The organism is Lysinibacillus sp. FSL K6-4013 (genome assembly GCF_038630435.1).
GTDB classification, from domain to species: domain Bacteria; phylum Bacillota; class Bacilli; order Bacillales_A; family Planococcaceae; genus Lysinibacillus; species Lysinibacillus boronitolerans.
In genome coordinates, this window is record NZ_CP152031.1 from 2533963 (window position 1) to 2556850 (window position 22888).

A 22888-nucleotide genomic window follows, 5' to 3' on the forward strand; every position below is an offset into this window, starting at 1 on the left:
TTCCTCCTCTCTACCCTATAAACGGTGCTCACGGCTTCGAGGTTTGTTTTTTTTGTCATTTACTCCAAATCATTGTCAGCAAATGGTGTAATCACTTGTTTTTCCGTTGAAGATAACACGATATTAGTAGAAGGTGTGCCATAGGGCATAGCCGCATCAATAAATTGTTCTAATGTTTCTACTGAATAGGTCGCTAATTTAACAATATAGCTAATTTCCCCAGCCACTCGATAACATGCCAAAACATCAGGATGAGCATTACAAAATGAAGAAAGACTTTTACAATCAATGGACTTAAATAAAATAATGGCTTCAATCGTACGCTCCATCTTTTTCAGATTTACCTTTGCATGATAGCCCTCAATCACACCCTGCTCCTCTAGCTTTCTGATTCTTTCAATAACGGCAGGAGAGGATAAATGAACGGTAGTGGCTAATTCCTTCATAGAGATTTTGGCATTTTGCTGTAACTGCTGTAATATTTGTGTATCAATATGATCCATGGTCCTTCACCTTTCTAAATAAATTATTTATGACATAATACCTTTTCAAATAAAGTTTTTTACCTAAAATCCATTATACAACGTATGTAATCTTTTCTCCCTTTTGTTTACAATAATATCAATAAAGGAGGCAAATCAAACATGAAAAAAATATTGTTACTATTAGCAAATGGCTTTGAAGCGGTAGAGGCAAGCGTCTTTACTGATGTGCTCGGCTGGAATAAGTGGGAAGGTGATGGTACAACAGATGTGGTTACGGTCGGCCTGCATGAACAGCTGCAATGCACCTGGAATTTTAAAGTCACTCCTGAAAAATTGCTTCATGAAATTGTATTAGAGGATTTTGATGCATTAGCGATTCCTGGAGGCTTTGAGGAAGCCGGTTTTTATGAGGATGCGTTTAGCGAGGAATTTCAGGCAGTCGTTCGTCACTTTGATGAACACAAAAAACCGATTGCAACAATCTGTGTAGCTTCTCTTATTTTAGGCCACAGTGGAATTCTTCAGCATCGTCAAGCAACAACCTATAATCATCCAACAAGTAAACGTTTAGCACAGCTAAAGGGCTATGGTGCAGCAATTGTCAACGAGCGCATTGTGCAAACTGATCATATCATCACCTCCTCCAATCCAGGAACAGCCTTTGATGTTGCCTTTCGCTTACTAGAAACTCTAACATCTGCTCCAAACACAGCGAAAGTAAAAGAATTAATGGGCTTCCACTAAAGCATAAAAAAAGTAGGCTTACACCAATATACTTGGCATAAACCTACTTTTTGTATTATTTACTTACTGGTGCTGTTTCTGATGCACTCAAATCCATTTCCTTTGCATTGTCTAGCACATCTTTTGGAATCGTAATTGTCGTTACCGCATTGAAATCATGATATTTGATCGTTGTTTGCTGTCTTGTTTTGATCGAATTGCCTTCTACTTGCATCTTTAATGTCATGTCCATAGCAATTTCTTCTACATCGAATGTTTCTTTATTAATCAATAATTTATATGTGAGACCATCAAAGGAAATATTGCCTAATTGTGCCTCTAGATCCGCTTCCATTCCTAAATCCATTGCGCCAAGCTGCTGCTTCACTAGCTCTGTGAATTTATCGCCAGAGCCTTTTAATGTTAATTCATAACGGTTTGCTGATTCTACTAATGTAAAATCTTCGGCAAATGCTTGTAGCATCTCCAATTGTTCAGTTGCATCTGGCTGCATCCCTGTTTGGCTCAGTACATCTTCAAATAATTGTTTCGGGAACTTTACCCAGGCCTTTTGTTCTGCCTCATACATATACATACCATCTTTAGCCGTCATATACATTTTAATCGGCAAATTAATCGCTTCACCACTTGTTGGATCTGTTAAAGCCATTGAACCATCAGCAAAGAATTGCATTGGCTCTGTAACAATTTCCATCTTCATGTTGCCTTTAGAATCCATTTTCATGGTTTCCTTACCATCGTTTGCCTCTACTGTCTGAGAAATCGTCATGGTAGCCTTCATGCTTTTTAGCTCTTTTTGCTTGGCTAATGTTTTCGTAAATACTTCCTCTAACAAAGCACTATCCTTTGTTGTAGTAGGTTGTTCTTCTGTTACTTGCTCCTCTTTAGGCTCTTCCTCTTTTACTTCTGTTGTAGGCTGTGTATCCTCAGCTAAGCCTAATGCGTTCACAATAAATGTTGCTAACTGACCACGAGTAACATTTTTATCTACACCAAATTCTGTGGCAGTAACACCCTTCGCAATGCCGGCCTCATACAGAGCTGTTACTGCATCTGCAAATGGACTATCTTGTTGTACATCTGTGAATGGACTTTTACCTTCTGCTGTTAAACCTGCAGCCTCTGCTACCATTACTGCCATTTGACCACGAGTAATTGTGTCATCTGGACGGAATGTATCATCCTCATAGCCTTGTACAACGCCAAGATTAACTAATGTAACAATCGCTTTATAGTATGGGCTAGATGAGTCGACATCCTTGAAATTCGGATTCTCGACAGCCGTATCCGTTGTAGTTAGATGAAAAGCACTTGCTATCATCTTTGCTGCCTGTCCACGTGTCACATCCTTTGAAGGCTTAAATGTACCATCTGGAAAACCATTAATGATGTCTGCTGCATGCAATGTAGAAATACTATTATAATGCGCATAATCCTCACTCACATCTGAAAATGGACTAGCCGCCGATACAGGTACTACCGCAACAGCAGTAACCGCCATTGCCGCTGTTGCCGCTGTATAAAACTTATGTTTTTTCTTTGTCATAATCAATCGTCCCCCGTTTATGTAAATTTAATGCTTACCTATTAATTTTAGCGAAAGAATTGGAAAAATGCTAGGTTCATTGGAAATTAAATTATAATTATCCATTAAATCCGTCATTTGGTGCTATTTATACATATTTTGGTCACTTCTATCCAACACTCTCTTAATAAATAAAAAAACCGACCTCCTAAGAGATCGGTTTTTATGGTGATGATTACTCAGCAGCTTTTGCGCGTAGAACCATTTGTAGGATACCACCATGGCGGTAGTAGTCTACCTCTACTTCTGAGTCGAAACGAGCTAAAGCTTGGAAAGTTTTAACTGTGCCGTCTTCAGATTTAGCAGTTACTGTTAAGATTTCACGTGGTTTTACGTTGTCAGTAATGTTAACAGAGATTTCTTCTTTACCAGTTAAGCCTAATGTATCAGCAGATTCACCTGGCATAAATTGAAGTGGAAGAACACCCATCATTACTAGGTTAGAACGGTGGATACGCTCGTAAGATTGTGCGATAACAGTTTTCACGCCAAGTAGGAATGTACCTTTCGCAGCCCAGTCACGAGAAGAACCCATACCGTAGTCGTTACCAGCAAGTACGACTAAGCCAGTACCTTGCTCTTGGTATTTCATACATGCGTCATAGATGTACTCTACTTCGCCTGTTGGCCAGTAAGTAGTGAATCCACCCTCTGTACCAGGAGCAACTTGGTTACGGATACGGATGTTTGCAAATGTACCACGCATCATTACTTCGTGGTTACCACGACGAGAACCGTAAGAGTTGAAGTCACGGATTGCAACACCGTTTTCAATTAAATATTTACCTGCAGGTGTATCTTTACCGATTGCACCAGCTGGAGAAATATGGTCAGTTGTGATTGAGTCACCGAACTTCGCCATAATGCGTAAGCCGTCTAAGCCTTTAATAGCTTCTGGCTCTTTTGCAAGACCTTGGAAGAATGGTGGGTTTTGGATGTAAGTTGATTTGTCATCAAATGTGTATAGAGACTCAGTTGATGTTTCAATTGCATTCCATTTTTCGTTCGCTGTGAATACAGTTTCGTATTCTTTTTGGAATAACTCACGGTTAACAACAGTACCTAATACTGCATTAACTTCTTCTGTTGATGGCCAGATATCAGCGAAGAATACTTCGTTACCATCTTTGTCTTTACCGAATGAATCTTTTTGTAGATCGATATCCACTGTACCAGCAAGTGCATAAGCAACAACAAGTGGTGGTGAAGCTAAGTAGTTAGCTTTTACAAGTGGGTGTACACGACCTTCAAAGTTACGGTTACCAGAAAGAACTGAAGTTACGAATAAGTCATTTGCTTTAATTGCTTCTTCGATTTCAGGTAATAATGGACCTGAGTTACCGATACATGTTGTACAACCGTAACCTACAGTGTTGAAACCGATTTGGTCAAGGTATGTTTGTAAACCTGAATCTTCAAGGTAACCAGTTACAACTTTAGAACCTGGTGCTAAAGAAGTTTTTACCCATTTCGGCACTGTCAGACCTTTTTCTACAGCTTTTTTCGCCACTAAGCCCGCAGCAATTAATACGTATGGGTTAGAAGTATTTGTACAAGAAGTGATCGCAGCAATCGCAACAGCACCTGTTGGAATTTCTACATCGCCTTCAGCGAATTTCGCTACAGAAGTTTTTTCGAATTCATCTTCTGTTAAACCGAAACCTTGTGTACCTTGTGGTGCCACTACTGCTTCTTTGTAACGAGAACGCATTTGAGATAGTGGAATTAAGTCTTGTGGACGTTTAGGACCAGAAAGGTTTGGTTCGATTTCAGCTAAGTTTACTTCTAAAACGTCTGTGTAAACTGGCTCTAATGTTGGATCGAAGAACATGTGGTTCGCTTTTAAGTAAGCTTCTACAACCGCAATGTGCTCTTCGTCACGACCAGTTAAACGCATGTAGTTTAATGATTCTTCGTCGATTGCGAAGTAACCACATGTAGCACCATATTCAGGAGCCATGTTAGAGATTGTCGCACGGTCAGCTAGTGGTAATTTAGATACGCCAGGTCCGAAGAACTCAACGAATTTACCAACTACGCCACGTTGACGTAATACTTGTGTTACTTTTAATGCTAAGTCAGTAGCAGTTGTTCCGTTTGGAAGATCGCCAACTAATTTAACACCGATAACTTCTGGAATTGGGAAGTATGAAGGCTGACCAAGCATACCTGCTTCAGCTTCGATACCACCTACGCCCCATCCAAGAACGCCGATACCGTTGATCATTGTTGTATGAGAGTCAGTACCTACTACTGAATCTGGGAATGTTTCGAATGTGCCGTCAGCATTTTCGTTTACGTGTACAACTGGAGCTAAGTACTCTAAGTTTACTTGGTGAACGATACCTGTTGCTGGTGGTACAGCACGGAAGTTATTGTAAGCAGTTTGAGCCCATTTTAAGAAGTTATAACGCTCAGCGTTACGTTCAAATTCTAGGTCCATGTTTGCTTGTAATGCAGATGCATTACCATATTTGTCAACTTGTACTGAGTGGTCAATTACAAGGTCAACTGGAATAGCAGGGTTGATTTTGCTTGGGTCGCCGCCCATTTCTTTCATTGCAGAACGAAGAGATGCAAGGTCAACAACTACTGGTACACCAGTAAAGTCTTGTAATACAACACGAGAAGGTTTGAATGGTACTTCTGCCTCTGGGTCAGCACCGTTACCCCATTTTGCTAATTCGTTTACGTGTTCTTCTTTAATTACATACGCATCATATTGACGTAAAACAGATTCTAATAATACTTTAATTGAGTAAGGAAGGTTTGAAACTTTTGCAACGCCAGCTTTTTCAATCGCAGCTAAGTCATAGTAATTGTAAGTTTTACCATTCACTTCGAATGATGCACGGCTGTTGTGTAAATTACCTTGTGCCATTTGCGGATCCCCCTAATATATCTTTTTGAAAAGGCTTTAAAAATGTGTAGCATCTTTTCTCCAATACCCATGATAGCGCATTTATATTCATAAGTAAATTACATTAATATTATCTTTTTTGATAAGCATAACTTATGACCTTGGTTTCTATCCTGATATTTTTAATTTTTTGATGTGCATAATATCAAGGTTTTGTATTAATGAAGGTTTCTATACCTGTCTAACGAAGTGTATCTAAGCGTATTTAACTGGGGTATGATGTGGGGTACAAATTGGGGTACGCGCACTTTTTTGTAAAAAGTGTACCCCAATTTGTAAAATGTAAATCATGAATGTTTTGACAGGTACTATTTATAAGAAAAGATCGATATAAAATCTTTCTTTGAAATTATTGCTTATAATATTCCATCCCTTTGGACCATTCTGATTACGTTATAACCCTGTGCCCTCTAAAGATTTAAAGCAACATCGTCTGTTAGTGCTGCGTGTTCTTCATGTGTTAAATGTAAGCTTGATAAACCTATAATGGGTACATTATCTGGCTTACGTTTAAAAAATTTTTACTGGCACTATTACTTCATAGCTCATAATCTTCATCCGTTTTTACATATTTTTGAATATCGATAAATAAATGTCCTAATTGTTTAGCCAATAATTCTTTTACGAAAGTACATAAAGATGGATCTTTTATTGAGATATGTGAATATAGAGATTATATAGATTTTTCTTAAATCGTTTCAAAAAATGTTTAGTAAAAACAAACCTAAAACACAAATAAGGCCATCTCATAAGCGATAGTGGTCCTATTTGTTTTCATATTGTATTTAATCCGCACCATGACCCCCATTTTGTGGTTCATAGTCATGTTAGATTATAAAACTATTTTTTGTAATGCAAAATGAGGCTTAAATAGTAATTCGATTATTTTTTCATTATTACGACTTAGTATCTTTAGTTTTTCATCTTCACCAATTATGGTACCAACATCTTTTAATTCAAGATCAAAAATTGAAGAACCCATATTTTTATAATTTAAGCTTATTCCACACTGCATCTCATAAATAGAAAGAGTCAATACTAACTTAAATCCTTGGTCATCCTTTTTGCTATAAATAAACATACCGGCTGCTTCATCACCAATAACTATAGGCTCTTTTTCAAACAGCTCTAGTAACTCAAACTCATCAAATTTAATAAACATATATAGTCTCCTATCTAGGTATAACCGTAAAAACATCACCGTTATTATTTATGATTACTGTCACCTTTTCGTTTTGGTGCATAAAAGTTCCCTCATACTTCCCAGGTTGAACAGGTGTATTTTTTATTACATCTTCTACTACTGATGGAGTAATTCCTCGTGGATCAACATATTTTCTAACAAACTCATAAAACTCTTCTGTTCCTGACTCTAAACCTTTTTCTGTAGCTTTTTCATGTGCTCTTGTTCAGCTCTTACCGCAGGTTTTAATATTTATTAATAAAAAAATCGTGATAAAGTATATATATTTATATATATTTAATTTAAACTATCTATGCTAAAAGTAATTAACAGAGAGTAATTCCCTTACAAAACATAGTAATACTTTTGGAAAATTCGTTATTTCAAAAGACTTTAGTTGGAAATTTTTATTGAAATTATGGAAAATAAATGAGATATTTTTATTAGGGAGTATCTAAAGGTGTTTTCATCTAATCTCATTTTTAACGAGGTGACCTATTTAACGGTACAAAATAATGTACCTTTATAAGCTATATGCTTATAAGATTCTTTATTACATATAAAGAATATATCATCCTAATTTAGATACTCCCTAAATACATATAAAGGACAATATGAATGTACAATATTGAAAATATACATAAAAAAATCGAGAATTTTCGCGATAACAGAGTTTGGGTAACAAAAAAAATTCGGATGGATTCTGAAGCCAGAATGAATCATAATAATATAATTTCAATTTTCATTGTTAATTATTATACATTTATGATTTTAGCCCTTTCAGTCATAAGTTTAATACTAGATGATAAATATTCTTCGAGTTTAACTATTTTAACTACTATAGTTTCTATAGCACTTTTCGGGATATCGCTTTTTATTAGTCTCTATGGTTTTAAAGAAAAAGCCCTTTACTATAAACAAAGTCATATCGATTTAGCTGAAATAGAATTTGAGTTAGATCATTTATTAATGAGAACAGATATTGGTGAAAAAATTTTATTAGAAAAATTCCATGATCTAAAGCTTAAATATAATCATATAATGGAAAAAACCGATAATCATTCTACATACGATAGACTAAATTTTTTGAAACAAAGTGACAAGTTAAATAGAGATTCATTATGGTTTGCATATTATTTTAAATATAAAACGCCAACTTTTTTATTTAAAACGTCTATAATTATCCTTCCTATATTAATAGGAATTGTTTGGTGGTATGTTAAAGGAAGTGAATTATGAAAAGTATAATACCTAGTGCTTTTTTCAAACAAATATTTACATTAAAGAATCTAACGAATATCTATGAAAAAAATATTAGTTTCAATACTGCAACTGGAATAGATAAGATGACCAAAAAAGTTTTTGATAACAATAAAGGTGAACATTTAAACTTTATTAAAAATAGGGTTTTATCTAACAAATATAAATTTACATATTATAATGAAAAGTTGTTTATTAAGAATCGTGACTCATTACCAAGATTAATTTCTATACCTACCATTAGAGATAAAATAGTTTTAAAAGGAATGCATGAATTATTAAAAACTATCTTTGATGTTAATCAACCTTTAGTTCAAATTGTGGTCAATGATATGAAGGATAGCTTAAACAATTATGATTTCTTTATAAAAATTGATTTACAGAATTTCTATGGTACCATCGATCATAATATTCTTATTCAGAAATTAAAGAAAAAGATTAAATCAGAAAAAATTAGAGATTTATTAGTGAAAGCAATTAAAAATCCAACTGTTTCAAATAGATATTCAAAAAGTAATAAACCTAAAGAGAATGAAAAAGGTGTCCCACAAGGTCTATCAATATCCAATACTCTAGCAGAAATTTTCCTAAAAGAATTTGACACAAAAATGACAAACTCTAGTTATGATTACAAATTCTTTAGATATGTAGATGATATTTTAATACTTTGTAATAAAAAAGATTTTGAGTTTATTAAAGCAGATGCATACAAAATTCTTACTGACCACAATTTAGAAATTAACATTAAAAAAAGTAAAGAAGCAGCAATTAGTGAAGGTATCGATTTCTTAGGTTACCAAACATATATAGAAAATAATACTGGGCTTGTTAAATTAACTGTGAAAGAAAGCTCCAAATTAAAATTTGAACATTCACTAGTAGCTGAATTTGCAAAATTTAAGCATAATAAACTCTCACAAAAGGAATTTTTGTTCTATTTAAATAATAAAATTACAGGAGTTATTAGCTCTAAAGTAGACGGAGAGAACCATACAGAGAAAAAATATGGATGGTTATTCTTTTATTCACAAATAGACGATGTAACTTTATTGTATAAGCTAGATGCATTAATAGATAAAATGCTTAAACAAAATAGAATGCAACGAAAAATGGGCTTGTTTGAAGTTAAAAAATTTACTAAGGCTTATTATGAAATAAAACAGAATCGAAGTAATACAAAATATATTTTTAAACCTGATATATTAAGCAATGATGAAAAAAGAGAATTATTAATTAATGTATTTAACATCTCTCCCAAATCAATTATTGATGACGAAATAATGTTAAATATATTCAATAAAAAAGTATATAAGCCTGTAAAAGAATTAGAAAAAGATGTTCAAGATTTCTCATAAACTACTTTGAGACACACTTTATTGTCTCAAAGTAGTTTATGAGATTTTTTGCTATTCATTTAAACAATCCAAAAATATTTAGGATTACGGATTTACATCTATTTCTCACAAGCCAAACTATCTCCATCTCGATCATGTTTCTTATCGTATGCTGGATGCGATGAATTAACTCCGTCAGGATACACTTTCCTTAGTTCTGTACAATTTTTAAAACTCTCTCTTGAAGATTCACTTGGTGTTGTTATAGGAGTTGTAGTTGGTTTTTCTGTGTAGCTATCCTCCACTGGTTCACATGCCCATCCATCATTATCTGCATCATGTTGTGATTCATAAGCTGGGTGACCACTCATTACGCCTCCCGGATAAACAGCTCGCAATTCTGAACAGTTTTTAAAGGATTCTTTGACTGGTTCTGTAGGTTCTGTTTCAGGCTTCTGCTGAAAAGATTTTGACTCTGGTACGTTGAACTCCTTAGCAGCAACATTATAAGTCTTACCATTAGTTGTAATTACGATTGTACCGTCTTGAGCTGTTGAATACACTTTACTTCCCGCGCTCTTTAGATTAGTTAAAACCTCATTATGTGGATGATCATAGCTATTATCCTTACCATAGCTTAATATTGTTACTTCAGGTTTAACTGCTTTTAAAAATTTTGATGATGTACTTGTATTAGAACCGTGGTGCCCTGCTTTCAAAATCTGTACATTTAAAGAACCAAAAGAATTGGTAAGTAATTCTTCCAAGTCTTTACTTGCATCTGCCATTAGCAAAAATTCAACGTTTTTATATCCTGTTTTTAATACAATTGAAGCATCATTTGTATCTACTGCTTTGGCATCTGAGTATAACGATTGTAAATAAAAATCAGAAGTCCAATCACCTATTAAAATTTCACCTATTTTAGGTTCTATATACTTAATATTTTTTTGTTCTACAAGTTTTAAAAGTTGAGTGTATGTTTCTGTAGTATGAGATTTACCACTATTCACAAACTTCCAACAGAAATTGAGTTTAATACTGCAATTAGTCCCCCAACATGATCAGCATCAGAGTTGGATGCTACTACATAGTCTAGCTTTTTAACACCATTTGATTTTAGGTAATTGACAACAGTCTTTCCTGCTGATTTTGGTCCTCCATCTACTAAAATATTCTTTCCATCGTGAGATTGAATAAGTATAGAATCGCCCTGACCTACATCAATAAAATGAACCTTCATTTCACCTTTTTTAGTTGGTGCTGCTGGAGATGTTTTATTAGCATTTTTCCCTGACACTACAGCATCGATTGAATCAGCGTACTTTTTAAAGTCAGCATCGCTCATAATACCGTTCATTTGTAATAAAATTAAGCCATTTTGATGTGTATGTGAGTAGAATAAAGGTCCCATACTACTTAATCCGTCATAATAACCTTTAGCTTGAGCTAAGCTTTTAGCATCATTAAAAATAAACAACTTTCCACCAGCATCTTCACCTAATGAAGGAATTAAAATTTGCTTTCCTTCCTTACGCCCATTCCCAAATTCTTTATTAGGCAAATCTGAAACAGCACCTTAAACTGATTAAATTAGAAAATGATTTAAAAGTAAGAGAAAAGGATATTGATCAGAAAATTAAAGATTACGAGCAAAAAATTGAAGAACAATAGAAGTTGGAAGAACAAAGAAAATTAGAAGAACAAGAAAATGAACGTAAAAAACAAGAAGAGATAAAGCAACAAGAAGAGCAAAAAAAGCTTGAAGAAGCACAAAAACAAGAAGCTGCTCAACAAACTACTACAACAGCCACACCTCAACAAAATTTAAACTTCAGAAATTGCAAAGAAGCTAAAGCAGCAGGTTAATCAAACATTAGAAGAGGTGAACCTGGTTATTCATCAAGACTCGATAGAGATGGTGATGGATTAGCTTGTGATAAATAATTTCAAATAAAATAACCAGGTACTCATTCGAGCGCCTGGTCTTTTTTTGAGAAATCTCTAGTCGGAAAAATCCTTCTTTTCATTCTTATTCATTAAATATATTCCTGTGTCTGTTTGAATAACATATTGATTTTTATATTTTAAAAACTCAAATGGTTTAGAATTCAGAGCGATATATTGTTCAATTTTTCCACCGTTTGGATTAAACGTTACAATTCGTTTATTTTCCATATCACAAATGTATAATTTCTCATCGATATAAGAAATATATTCTGGGTAATTTAAACCTGTTAGCTCATTTTCACAATAAATTACATTGATTTCATTACTTATACCTTCCGACTTTCGTGGGAGTTCTTCATCAGGCATATAACGATAGATTTTTTCTATTTCAAAACTTGGAAATTTATATTTTACAACAGAATTCAAAGTGGGAGATACGCCCCAGACTGCTTGTCCATCTGAACAAATTTTATACAATGTATCATAATAGTCAGAGGTTTCCAACAAAATATATTGAACAAGCTTATTATCCTCATTGAAGTGCAGGATGATATTATGAGGCCACAGAAGGCAAATCGTTTCATTTCTTATAGAACATGTCATAAAATTAGTAACATCAGAAAAAATATTGTGAGGTATGATATTAATACCATATTCATCCTCCCAATTTTCGCCAAATGTATTAATATAGTATTCACTAAGACTAATTAATTTTCTTCTTCCTTCTTCATTTATCCAACATTTCGCTATACTTTCGATGTATGAATAATTTGACTCCTCTAATTGACTAGATATATCATCCCATTTATCACCAAATTTACTTTCCACATACGTTTTTTTTGATATTTCCTTTAGATTTTCACCATTATATTGATAATAGTATGTTTTATCCTCTTCTTCAGAAAAACTTACGAAAGATAGTGTATTTTCATTTTGTATAAGTGAATGTCCGTTCGAATGTAATTTTTTCATGAAATTTTTCATCCTCGCCTCTTAATCAATAATCAAATTAGCACCTGGTTTAGGCGTACTTACCGCACGAAAGAAAATATCAAAACTTTCTATTTGACCATCCTTACTCACAAAGCATCTTACCTCAGCTGGCTGGTTATTGATATTTGTCCAAATTTGATTATGCCCTTGTTTCAACTTTCCGTTATCGTCATTTTTTGATATTATATCAATCCCTCTGTCTACAATTTGCTGTCTATCTTTTCCTAATCTCAGTATACCTCCATCAAGATGCTTTTTTGAAAAAATATGAGCTTCTGTAGCTACAACATTTCTAGCAGTTTTTATTACCTTACCTGTTCTATTCATTGTTGAAATATATTTTCCAGCTTGTAAAACCACTCTGAATATAGGACCTACCCAAAATTGTTGTACTACTTCCTCACCATCACCAATGTTATCAATAGGAAGGGTATTATCTAATCCTCCTGGATATTCATAATTTTCATTGCCAGATCCTTCATTTGTTTCTTGTGCAAAAGATATGCTTGGTAAAATCGTTGCGCATAATAAAAATGTAGATATTAGACTAATAATAAACTTTTTCAATATATTTACCCTCCATGAATTAATCGAATTTAATATTCTGTTAATAAGCTGATTACTATAGTAAGCACACCCTCGAGTTATTAACATCCTATCATTGGAAACTTTCCCACTTCAATTGTTGAAACACGCCAATTTTTGGCGTGAAATTTACATTAAATTTACAAAAACCGCCACATTGCGCCCTCAATCACGCCAAATTCCAGCGGCATCTATGTAATAAAGTAATTCTAATGTAACGTTTTTTAAAATTTCCACTAATTTCGTTTGACATTCTTATCAATTAGTGAATTTCATTACTTTTACAAATTCTTAACAATAATTACTATTAATTTCATTGTAAATAATTTGATTCTATGTTTGTAGAAATAAAAAAACCATTACCAATTAAAGTATGATATTATCCCCTTTAAGTAGACAATGTTAAAAAACCTACAGTACGCTGTAGATAAACATTTTACTTAAAGGGGATTTTCTCTATGTCGCGAAAAAATAATACGTATTCAAATGAATTGAAGTTAGAAATTGTACAAGCCTATTTAACGAGCAATGAAAGTATGCAAAAGATTGCGGATCGATATGAAATTCGCAATGTTTCACAAGTGAAGGCCTGGGTGAAAAAATTTAAAGAAGTTGGATCAATTGAAGCCTTTAATCGCCTTCCATCTACGGGTTCTGGAGCGAAAGGTGTGAAGAATCCGTTAAAAGGAAAACGTACCCACTTTAAAACTGTAGAAGAAGAACGTGATTACTATAAGGCACAGGTAGAATACTTAAAAAAGCAGTATCCAAATCTGTAAATGGAGGAATGCCCACTTATCCAGACCGTTATCATATTATCGAAGAAATGAAAGATCGGTATCCGATTACATGGCTCACTGAAATGGCGAAAGTTGAACGTTCAGGTTATTATAGATGGCTTAAAAATGGCAAGGTATCGTTACGTAAACGTGATGATATCCTTTTAAAGGAGCATATTTTAGCGATTCATCAAACGCATAAAATGTATGGTTATCCTCGTATGAAAATCGCTTTACGAGACAAAGGATTTCATGTGAATCATAAGAAGGTCTATCGATTAATGAGTGAGTTGGGTATTCAATCGATTATCCGTAAAAAGCATCGTATATGGGGAAATCGACTATCACGTGTATTTGATAATGTGCTGGCGCGTAATTTTAAGGAGCGTGTAGAAAATGAGGTGCTCGTGACAGATATTACATATTTACCGACGAATAATGGTTTTCTCTACCTATCAGCTGTACAAGATTTATATAACAACGAAATTGTCGCCTGGAAAATTAGTGAGCGTAACGATTTAGAATTAGTCATGGACACACTACAGGAATTGACGGCAAAAAGAAAGGTGTACCGAAGCATCATCCATTCGGATCAGGGCTTCCAATACACATCGATTAAGTATCATCAGACCGTAAGTCAACTTGGCATGATTGGCAGTCATTCTCGCAAAGGAAACTGCCATGATAACGCTTGTATCGAGTCGTTCTTCTCGCACTTTAAAAGCGAGTGTTTGTATCTTTTACACGATAATACGGAAGAAGCAGTGAGGCAAGCCGTTGAGCAATACATCTACTTTTATAACTTCCAACGCTTCCAAAAACGACTCAACCACCTGGCACCGATAGAATATCGACACCAGATGGCTGCTTAGTCTTTTTTAAAGCTGTCTACTTGACAGGGGTAAGTCCAAGTAACAGGCCTTTGTTTTTAAGCACTACGTTGTGCAATGATAATCTTCAATCCTTCAAAATCACCACTTGTCATAGTACCATTATCGAATTTCTCCAACCAAGATTTATCGATCAACTTTTTATTAACTGTTTGTTGAATTTAATCACGTACTGCAGCTTTTGCGGTTGTGCTAGTGAATTTTTTCATCGTATCATCATCCCCTACAATTTGTTGTCCAGTTTCTTTTGGTTTCATAGCTTCCACTATGCGTTTCAAGAAGTATTCCAACGATCTTCTGCCAAAATACGGTGTGGGCAATATTTTCCTGACCAATCCTGGTGCTTTTTCACTCGCTCAATACCCCGACCATATTGTTTTAAAAGCTTTGCGATGTATTGAATAGCGTTTTCTTCTGCAAAGCCATAACGTACGCCACCACTTTTGCTATAGCAAATTTCAATACCGATAGAAAGGCGATTACCTGTAAATCGTATTCTCACCATTCATTTCATTGCTAGTACCATTTAGTCTAACGTTTGATGATGATAATTCAAGGTAACTACCTGTATACTGGATAACAGAACCTGAACCGAATACAACCGATATAGAACCACCACCATATTTTCCTAAATACAAATTGTTCCCTACTGTAGCATCAGTGCTAATATCAATTGTTGCACCTTCTATCCTTCCAGCATAAATCGTCCCTAAATTACCACTTATATCAGACAGAACCTGACTGCACCAACCAAATTAATTTTAGAAGCCTGAATAGTGACTGACGTTGATGTTTGGTTAATTAACGATGCTATTGTATTACCATTGTAATCCGTTTGAGAAACCTTACTGCTGATTTGACCAACTTGTTGGACAATACTACTCTCTGCTGTCCCTAACCTCGAATCGACATTCGACACTCTTGTTGATATTTGACCAACTTCAATTGATAAAGAAGATACTTGAGTTTGTGTACTATCAGCTTTCCTTTCAACCCTTGTGACCTCCGCTGTAATGCTATCGGCTCGGATATTCAGTTGGGCAACTTCGTTAGTAATACGGTTGTTCACACTCAAATTAATGTATCAGCTTTAATATCAATAGCAGCAATACTATGGTTAATACGCTCCACTTCTAATCGAATATTAGAATCCGTTTGGGTAAAGGATGACCGATATTCCTTAATGGACTCCTTTAAAATCTCCTGTGTTTCGGTTAATTCATCAGTCTCTTCATCAATAACTTGAGTGATCTCTAAAATACGAGTCTGCAATTCATAATCCCAAGGCTCATAGATTAGCCAGATACGCTCTCCGCGCTGTTTATCCAAAAGTTCAATGGAATTCAACTCAATCGATAATTCAGGTTGATCTTTTAACGACTTTCTAGCCTTATCCATCAAATTCTCTGAATCTGAAAACCGTTCATCGCTCATATCATCGCATCACGAATACCCCATTTTGCAGCCTGTGGTGACGTGTATCGGACAACAAGATTATCTTTACCCTTGGCACTAATACGCGTCCTTAGATTGTCTGTATTAACTGATTTAGATAGTTCAACGATATTGTCACCATATTGATAGATAAAATCGTTGTCTGGACCAAGCATCTTGCTGAAATGGATGTTGCTGTTTGATGTGATCTCATACTCGCATTCAAATGCTTCACATATTTGATTCACTAATTTAACGATATTGTCATTCCCGAAAGCTTCTATAAAGCCACCCTCATTAAAATCACTTGTGAAGGTCCAGGTTGTATTACGTAATGCAAAAGAAGCAAATTCATTTAAGGTTTTATGTCCTCCGTTGGTGCCCTCTTGCCTGCGCCAGATATTATCAAAGAAGATATGCTGTGCAAGGATTGACTTCACATTTCCTCGGGATTTTCGTTGTAGTTGCTTTATCCTGAATTGAAATCCTCCAGCATCGATAATACTTTCCTCTGTGATCAGTTGAAATGAATGAGGGTTATCACTTTCACTTGCATCTAAGGTCAGTTCAAATACACCATCGATGTTTTTTCGCACCACTGGCTTGCCTCTACAAACTAAAGCTTCTGTTAAGGTACCATCATAGTTAGTGATTGATAGCATCGCTTCACCTTCTTTCACAATAAAAATACGCTACTCGGTTTGAGTAGCGTTGGTTAATCTAAGGTATATACTTTCCTGTGGAAGCATCAAAGGGAGCTGATTTCATTTCTGTTTGATCTCTATTCCAACCTATTACTTGTAACAAGTTAATATTTCTCTCAGTGTCTTTTCTAAGAATAAAGTTATAACCTTTCGCCCACTCTTTACCAGGGTAGATGCCACCTATTTTTAATGCTCTTTTTAGCAACTCCGGTGAATCATATTTGACATCCTTCATTAGTACAAACTCCCTTTTAGGGAAGGGAGATGTACCTTCTCCTGTTAAATCATTGACCATATCAATTTTTCCATCGTGAATGGTAACTAAGAAATACTTATTCGTATCTGGTACTCCAAATGAAATATTCCAATGTTTTCTTTTACCATCACTTCCGATTGACTTCCCTGGTTTATCCAAATCTATATTTATTGCTTGTAATAATTGAGCATCTTTATTCCATTTCAATGCTGAGGGAAAGGCTAATTCAATTGCTTGTATTATCGATAATTCTTGGTGGTCATCAACTTTTAGTATATGAATTGATGGCGAAGAAAGAGCAGATACTTTTACAAAAGCACCTACTGTACATAATAAAAGTACGCCAATAAAAACAATTCGCTTCATTTCTCATCCTTTTTAGCAATATTGTTTCCGAACTAAATTTTATTATTCTACGGTTACCTTAAGTAAAATTTGTAATAAAAAACTACACCCAAAATAGTAGCGCTTACTGAACAATATGGAACCATTAAATCTTTATTTTTCTAAATTTCGATATCCATGTTAGTCCAAATATTTCAAAGATGCTTTAACTTAAGTCAGTTATTCTCATCATTTTATTTAATATTTCTTCTAGCTCTATGGAAAAATTCTTATTGAGCTTTAGTAAAATCATATGAAATTCAAAAATAGGAAAAGTCATATCAGCTAAATCATTGAAATGAGTAAAATGATTTCCTTCAATGTACGATAAATAATCTGAGCCAATAATATCCATTAATGATTGAATATCTTCAGGTTCTAAATATGAAAAAACTACTAATATATCATTTAGGTTTTTTTAATAAGAATAGCATTTGTGTTTAATACTTCATACCACTTTAAATCCTTAAACGATTTATCTAATCTTCCAGAAGTGAACTTTGGATGAATTTTCCTCAATGCCATTTCCAACTTTTCTTTATTACCACTTTCAAATAAATCATTAATAGATATATTTGCTGTTTTACTTATTGAATTTATAACACAGGCAACAAGTAGTGCAATGTATAGCCATACATCGATACAGCTTCGCTTGCATGTTCTTCAAATGTTTCAAGCGGGATCGATTTGCGCCCACCACTTTTAGCTGTATGCCAAGCTGCTTGAAGCGGTGGAAATGGTAAGCGATAGTATTTATCTAACTCGCTACCTAAAAGCCTTGGAAGCCTCTTACTTGTTGCCTTAAATCATCCATAAAAATAAGACAACCATTCCATGTGCGATTAGTTACCTCACATGACACAGTTGCCTTTGTTTCAATTCTTATCATCCTCATTGATGATCCAATAACTCCATTTTTTACGAAATACATTCTGTCACCAATGTTTAGTTTTTTAGGTTGCCTGGATAGTTGCCAGAATTGTTCGTATCCACCTTGTTCATAAACAAAAGTTTCTTTATCATCATTTACATATTCACTCTTAGGAATCGTTACTACGATGTCCAATGGCATCACCCCATTATGCTAATAGCTTGAAAAGGCCTGTACTTTTTAGGACAGACCCAAATATTATTCTTCTGATTCAGTTTCATACTCCTCTGGTCCTCAGAACAAGAAAAGCATTTGTTACCATTCATAGCAATTGATTATAAAATTCACCACATTCAACACAACGTACTTCTTCTAGAATAGACATACAATCACCTCCACCCCTATCTTAGTAGATGTGGTAAAGTTTTTGCTCTCAAAAGCAAGTACCGACGAATCAAAGGGGAGGAAACTGCTCGATACTCACTTTTCAAAGCAAAAGAAAAAGCCTTCCTTAGATGGCTTCATGAATTTTGATTCTTTTTTCTTTATCTATAAACACCGATCAACCAAAAGCAGTCCAAGCTATAAACAATCCAAATGTCACGCTAGTACTTACGATAATCGGTACAAAAAGAAGACCTACATATTTTAATCTCTTATCCCCTACATTCTTACGAAAACCTAATAAACCTAACATAAAGCTCATAATAAAACAAAGTATCCCCGTAGCAAAAAATACATAAAAAAGCGTTAACTGCATAACGGAATAGTCTTCCATTCCTCTTTGTATCGCGCTGAAACCTGAAGTGATAAAAGATAGTATACCGATAACTCCAAGAATTATTGAATACATAGAAAACTTATTCATAAGAACACTCCTTCAGTATTAGTAGTAAGAACGAAATTACAATTTCATAAACCCCTTACACACTATAATAATCAGGAAGAGAATAATTTGGAACCATATACTACAAATTCCACTCTCAAAAACCACACCAAACTCTGCCCTCTCAACTCATAGCGTTTTGGCTGTTTGATGCCGTTTTCAAAGCAAAATAAAAAACACCTCGATAAGAGATGCTTTAAGGGGGCAAGTCGTCAGTAGCTTCTTCAAATCTTAATACAACACCCTCATTTTTCACTTTTTCTAGTTCTTCAATATAGTCTTTTTTACGTTCATCGAGTCTGGAATCTAGGGAGTCTTGAAAGGCTGGAAATAGATTGTCATCTACTGGTTTACCCAAATAATCACCTCAAATTCTCAAATTTTTACTCATTATAGAATATATTAATATTTTCTGACAATTCATTTAGATACATTTGATTATTAGGGCTGACAAGACAAATAAACTTTTGTCTCACCAAAAATTACTAACTATGTTTTATTACCTATTTTTATAAAAAAACAGATAAAGAAAAAGCCTCTTCTCATGGATGAAGGCTTTAATATTGTGATAATCCTATTGTCGAGAGCTCACTTGCGACTCATGGCAGAGGGTACCACGTTATTTTGTAAGGAATTGTGTTCTAATTTTATAGTGCATTTCCGTGCCTTGTTAATGTAATACCAAGAGAGGAAAACCTTACCGCGCCGACCTACCTCCGAGTTTACATATATATTTTTTCTATCACAAAAACATGCTACATGTTTTACATTTGTTCCTTTTGTTACATCTGCTACATATCCTTTATATTAACGTATTTTTTACTTTATCTCATTAAGTATTCTGGCTATTTTATATTCCCCATTTATTTCTACAGCTATTACACTATCAATATTATTCGTAATTTCCTTATTTTTTATTTTGTATAGATTAGTTCCTTCACTAAGTCTGTATCCCTCTTGGTGTTTAGTGGGTAATTTTTTTGTTTGTAATACAATTTCCCCGATCTTTTCTTCCAATTCAATTTTATTTATGGGTTCATTAGTGACAAAATAATTATTTCCGTCCCAATTGAAAACTGGATTTGATAATTTTTCATTTTCATTACACCCACTTAATAATACAAGAGTAAAAAATAAAGAAAATACTATTATCTTTCTCATCAGCTATCCCCCACCTTGTAAAAAGAAGGAGGGCGCACCCTCCATCTCTTTTATTTGTATAGAATTTTCACATAAGTATCCTGTGCGCTTGGGAAGTTCTCGTAATAAGTTCTCAGATAAATCCCAGCAGGATTATATTCCTCTACTTTATACTTTGTTACATTATACTTTCCGTATACTGCTGGTCTACTCCATCTATTGTAATCGGCACTAACGTAATAGCCGTTACCCCCAGCAGAACTGATCGAAACTGAGACAAAACCGTAAGATACAGATACTCCAAATGATGTTGTAGACGTGCTAAACCAGTACCCGCTTGCGCGATTATAATCCTTGAAGCCTGGATGCCATCCAAAGTTATAATCTGATGATTCAGTCCATGAGCTTACCTTTGTATAGTATTTTTGATTACAAGTAGCACATAATGGAGAAATACCCTGTACATCAGTTTCTTGATTAACGTTTACAGTAAATTCATCCGGTAATTCTTCGTAAACTGTTACTACTGTCCCATCGATTTCTTTAGTTTCCAATACGGCAGGAGAAAGGCTGTCTAAATTCCTTTCACTATCCACTAGTGCACCCAAAGCAGCAGGTTGGTTTAAAAAAAACAGTGGCAATACTAAGATTGTAAACAAAACAGATAAATAAACTTTCTTCATTGCTCTTTACCCCTTTCGATTATATTATGCACCGGTACAATAATATGATTCTATTATTTTCCTGAAAAACCTCTTTTTTTACATATTATTTATAAAATGGTTAATAATTACTAATATTCATTAGATAATTTTATAATAAAGTTTTTTTATCATTTGGTCTATGATTCTTTGTTTAATTCTAAAAATCGTAGTACTAGATAATCGCATATGCATACCAATAGACCTCATGCTATCACCATTTAATAAACGGCGAAGAACCTCGATTTCTGGAAACTGTTTTTAAGGGCATCACTTATTTTTTTTAAGTTTCCGTATTCATCGCGTTCTCGAATTTCTATTAATCAATTACCCATTTGCACCTACTCGTATAAATATCTTTCTTTAAAATACCCCAACGGCATATTTGAACTGCTCCCCAATTGTTAGACACATCTAACAATTGGAGGAGCAGTTTTTATATGGCAAAATATACATCAGAAGAAAAATTACAAGCAGCCCTGCGTTACATAGAAGGTAAAGAAAGTTCACATGAAATTGCTAGATTAATTGGAACAGATCACAAAGCGATTCTTAATTGGGTGAAACAATATGAGTATAACGGCGTAGAAGCGTTTATAAAACGATATACAAATTATTCGGCACAGTTTAAACTAGACGTACTAAACTATATGATTGAAAACGGTACGTCCTTACTTGAAACGGCAGCTATCTTTAATATAGCTACTCCTTCTACACTTCGTTTTTGGAAAAAACAATTTGAAACAAAAGGATTCGATGCCCTTCAATCAAAGAAAAAGGGGCGTCCATCCATGAAAAAAGAAACAAATAAACAACCAAAACAAGCACCAGTAAAAGGCTCACCAGAAGCACTTCAAGCAGAAATCAATCGTCTACGTATGGAAAACGAGTATTTAAAAAAGTTGAACGCCTTAGTTCAAGCCAAGGAAAAATCACCAAAGAAGACAAAGTAAACGTTATCTATGAATTAAGGCATAAATACTTGGTGAAGGCGCTTGTAGCGTTCGCAGAGATTCCACGTAGCACGTACTATGATTTAGTAAAGAAGATGAATTGTCCCGATCCAGATGCCGAGTTAAAGGCCGAAATTCAAGAAATCTATAAGGAACATGAAGGCCGTTATGGCTATCGTCGCATTCGTGATGAGCTAGCGAATCGTGGGCAAAAAGTGAATCATAAGAAAGTGCAACGCCTGATGAAAGCGCTAGGTTTAAAGTGCATCGTTCGTATGAAAAAATATAAGTCATATAAAGGGATAGTTGGCAAAATTGCGCCTAACATTTTAGATCGCCATTTTACAGCAAAAGCACCTAATGAGAAATGGGTAACAGATATTACGGAGTTTAAGTTATTTGGTGAAAAGCTTTATTTATCGCCTGTTTTAGACTTATTTAATGGCGAAATTATTACGTATACAATTGGCTCTAGACCTACATATTCGTTAGTTTCAGAGATGGTAGAAAAGGCTTTAGAGCGGTTGCCAGAAGAACACCAGCTCCTCATGCATTCCGATCAAGGCTGGCATTATCAAATGAAACAATATCGCCACGCCCTTCAATCAAGAGGGATTGTGCAAAGTATGTCGCGTAAAGGCAACTGTTACGACAATTCTGTCATGGAGAATTTCTTTGGCATCATGAAGTCGGAACTTCTCTATTTAAAGGAATTTGAAAGTGTCGAGCATTTTAAAAAGGAACTTGAAAACTATATAAACTATTACAACACGAAACGGATGAAGGCAAAATTAAAAATGAGTCCGGTGCAGTACCGAACTCATTTTACCCAAGCTGCCTAAACGAAATAA

25 protein-coding genes and 1 pseudogene are annotated in these 22888 nt (G+C 34.5%); 8 read left to right on the forward strand and 18 right to left on the reverse strand.

What is annotated here, in order from left to right; all coding sequences use genetic code 11:
* Positions 1-59: 59 nt before the first annotated feature.
* Positions 60-503, reverse strand: coding sequence for an Lrp/AsnC family transcriptional regulator (locus MHB39_RS12540; protein WP_048393120.1), 444 nt, complete (start codon positions 501-503; stop codon positions 60-62).
* 141 nt (positions 504-644) lie between these two features.
* On the opposite strand from MHB39_RS12540, the gene MHB39_RS12545 reads away from it, so the two are divergent.
* Entirely contained in the window at positions 645-1229 is a 585-nt protein-coding gene (locus tag MHB39_RS12545; RefSeq protein WP_054550256.1) for a DJ-1/PfpI family protein, read from the forward strand.
* Positions 1230-1284: 55 nt separating this feature from the next.
* Here MHB39_RS12545 and MHB39_RS12550 read toward each other — a convergent pair whose 3' ends face one another.
* From MHB39_RS12550 to MHB39_RS12560, 3 genes are all read right to left on the reverse strand, one after another.
* Complete coding sequence (locus tag MHB39_RS12550; protein ID WP_115673673.1) at positions 1285-2775, reverse strand: S-layer homology domain-containing protein; 1491 nt, start codon at positions 2773-2775, stop codon at positions 1285-1287.
* 214 nt (positions 2776-2989) lie between these two features.
* Positions 2990-5695, reverse strand: coding sequence for an aconitate hydratase AcnA (gene acnA, locus MHB39_RS12555; protein ID WP_048393126.1), 2706 nt, complete (start codon positions 5693-5695; stop codon positions 2990-2992).
* A gap of 871 nt (positions 5696-6566) precedes the next feature.
* Positions 6567-6896, reverse strand: a complete 330-nt coding sequence (locus MHB39_RS12560; RefSeq protein ID WP_312126332.1) for a hypothetical protein — start codon at positions 6894-6896, stop codon at positions 6567-6569.
* A gap of 639 nt (positions 6897-7535) precedes the next feature.
* On the opposite strand from MHB39_RS12560, the gene MHB39_RS12565 reads away from it, so the two are divergent.
* Both MHB39_RS12565 and MHB39_RS12570 read left to right on the forward strand, forming a co-directional pair.
* Positions 7536-8156 carry an SLATT domain-containing protein gene (locus MHB39_RS12565; protein WP_312126334.1) on the forward strand — a complete coding sequence of 207 codons (621 nt, stop codon included), beginning with the start codon at positions 7536-7538 and terminating at the stop codon, positions 8154-8156.
* Positions 8153-9532 carry a reverse transcriptase domain-containing protein gene (locus tag MHB39_RS12570; RefSeq protein WP_312126336.1) on the forward strand — a complete coding sequence of 460 codons (1380 nt, stop codon included), beginning with the start codon at positions 8153-8155 and terminating at the stop codon, positions 9530-9532. The genes MHB39_RS12565 and MHB39_RS12570 overlap by 4 nt, the downstream gene beginning before the upstream one ends.
* Before the next feature lie 98 nt (positions 9533-9630).
* Here MHB39_RS12570 and MHB39_RS12575 read toward each other — a convergent pair whose 3' ends face one another.
* On the reverse strand, positions 9631-10524 hold the full coding sequence (locus MHB39_RS12575) for an excalibur calcium-binding domain-containing protein (RefSeq protein WP_312126338.1): 894 nt from the start codon (positions 10522-10524) through the stop codon (positions 9631-9633).
* The gene (locus MHB39_RS12580) at positions 10521-11075 is read right to left on the reverse strand and encodes an MBL fold metallo-hydrolase (protein ID WP_312126340.1); all 555 of its coding nucleotides are present in this window, start codon (positions 11073-11075) and stop codon (positions 10521-10523) included. Before MHB39_RS12580 ends, MHB39_RS12575 begins: the two co-directional genes overlap by 4 nt.
* Positions 11076-11188: 113 nt before the next feature.
* On the opposite strand from MHB39_RS12580, the gene MHB39_RS12585 reads away from it, so the two are divergent.
* Positions 11189-11380, forward strand: coding sequence for a hypothetical protein (locus MHB39_RS12585; RefSeq protein WP_312126342.1), 192 nt, complete (start codon positions 11189-11191; stop codon positions 11378-11380).
* A gap of 6 nt (positions 11381-11386) precedes the next feature.
* On the forward strand, positions 11387-11458 hold the full coding sequence (locus tag MHB39_RS12590; RefSeq protein ID WP_312126376.1) for an excalibur calcium-binding domain-containing protein: 72 nt from the start codon (positions 11387-11389) through the stop codon (positions 11456-11458).
* Positions 11459-11515: 57 nt separating this feature from the next.
* Here the strand turns inward: MHB39_RS12590 and MHB39_RS12595 are convergent, their stop codons facing one another.
* Both MHB39_RS12595 and MHB39_RS12600 read right to left on the reverse strand, forming a co-directional pair.
* Positions 11516-12433: a hypothetical protein gene (locus tag MHB39_RS12595; protein ID WP_312126345.1), complete on the reverse strand. Its 918-nt coding sequence runs from the start codon at positions 12431-12433 to the stop codon at positions 11516-11518.
* 21 nt (positions 12434-12454) lie between these two features.
* Positions 12455-13021: a hypothetical protein gene (locus tag MHB39_RS12600; RefSeq protein WP_312126348.1), complete on the reverse strand. Its 567-nt coding sequence runs from the start codon at positions 13019-13021 to the stop codon at positions 12455-12457.
* A 476-nt stretch (positions 13022-13497) separates the two neighbouring features.
* On the opposite strand from MHB39_RS12600, the gene MHB39_RS12605 reads away from it, so the two are divergent.
* Together MHB39_RS12605 and MHB39_RS12610 are read left to right on the forward strand one after the other, a co-directional pair.
* Positions 13498-13818 carry a helix-turn-helix domain-containing protein gene (locus MHB39_RS12605; RefSeq protein ID WP_016995084.1) on the forward strand — a complete coding sequence of 107 codons (321 nt, stop codon included), beginning with the start codon at positions 13498-13500 and terminating at the stop codon, positions 13816-13818.
* A gap of 8 nt (positions 13819-13826) precedes the next feature.
* Entirely contained in the window at positions 13827-14690 is an 864-nt protein-coding gene (locus MHB39_RS12610; RefSeq protein WP_342543945.1) for an IS3 family transposase, read from the forward strand.
* A 56-nt stretch (positions 14691-14746) separates the two neighbouring features.
* Here MHB39_RS12610 and MHB39_RS12615 read toward each other — a convergent pair.
* The 10 genes and pseudogenes from MHB39_RS12615 to MHB39_RS12660 all read right to left on the reverse strand — a co-directional run.
* Positions 14747-15192: pseudogene (locus MHB39_RS12615) on the reverse strand (XlyB); the annotation flags it as partial.
* A gap of 237 nt (positions 15193-15429) precedes the next feature.
* Positions 15430-15783: a hypothetical protein gene (locus MHB39_RS12620; RefSeq protein ID WP_312126350.1), complete on the reverse strand. Its 354-nt coding sequence runs from the start codon at positions 15781-15783 to the stop codon at positions 15430-15432.
* On the reverse strand, positions 15780-16142 hold the full coding sequence (locus MHB39_RS12625) for a phage tail protein (protein ID WP_312126352.1): 363 nt from the start codon (positions 16140-16142) through the stop codon (positions 15780-15782). The genes MHB39_RS12620 and MHB39_RS12625 overlap by 4 nt, the downstream gene beginning before the upstream one ends.
* A complete protein-coding gene (locus tag MHB39_RS12630; RefSeq protein ID WP_342543946.1) occupies positions 16139-16804 on the reverse strand; it encodes a prophage endopeptidase tail family protein in 666 nt (221 codons plus the stop codon). Before MHB39_RS12630 ends, MHB39_RS12625 begins: the two co-directional genes overlap by 4 nt.
* Before the next feature lie 58 nt (positions 16805-16862).
* Entirely contained in the window at positions 16863-17468 is a 606-nt protein-coding gene (locus tag MHB39_RS12635; protein WP_312126356.1) for a hypothetical protein, read from the reverse strand.
* A gap of 787 nt (positions 17469-18255) precedes the next feature.
* Entirely contained in the window at positions 18256-18552 is a 297-nt protein-coding gene (locus MHB39_RS12640; RefSeq protein ID WP_036075073.1) for a hypothetical protein, read from the reverse strand.
* A 367-nt stretch (positions 18553-18919) separates the two neighbouring features.
* Positions 18920-19225, reverse strand: coding sequence for a hypothetical protein (locus tag MHB39_RS12645; RefSeq protein ID WP_333004181.1), 306 nt, complete (start codon positions 19223-19225; stop codon positions 18920-18922).
* Between the two features lie 214 nt (positions 19226-19439).
* The gene (locus MHB39_RS12650) at positions 19440-19601 is read right to left on the reverse strand and encodes a hypothetical protein (RefSeq protein WP_016993149.1); all 162 of its coding nucleotides are present in this window, start codon (positions 19599-19601) and stop codon (positions 19440-19442) included.
* 461 nt (positions 19602-20062) lie between these two features.
* Positions 20063-20404, reverse strand: a complete 342-nt coding sequence (locus MHB39_RS12655; RefSeq protein WP_312126360.1) for a hypothetical protein — start codon at positions 20402-20404, stop codon at positions 20063-20065.
* Between the two features lie 50 nt (positions 20405-20454).
* On the reverse strand, positions 20455-21066 hold the full coding sequence (locus MHB39_RS12660) for a hypothetical protein (protein ID WP_081977433.1): 612 nt from the start codon (positions 21064-21066) through the stop codon (positions 20455-20457).
* 458 nt (positions 21067-21524) lie between these two features.
* On the opposite strand from MHB39_RS12660, the gene MHB39_RS12665 reads away from it, so the two are divergent.
* Positions 21525-22879, forward strand: a protein-coding gene (locus MHB39_RS12665) for an IS3 family transposase (RefSeq protein ID WP_342543949.1) whose coding sequence is annotated in 2 segments (ribosomal slippage) — positions 21525-21978 and positions 21978-22879 — 1356 coding nt in all. Because the reading frame shifts where the segments join, the coding sequence is not laid out codon by codon here.
* The last annotated feature ends 9 nt before the right edge of the window (positions 22880-22888 follow it).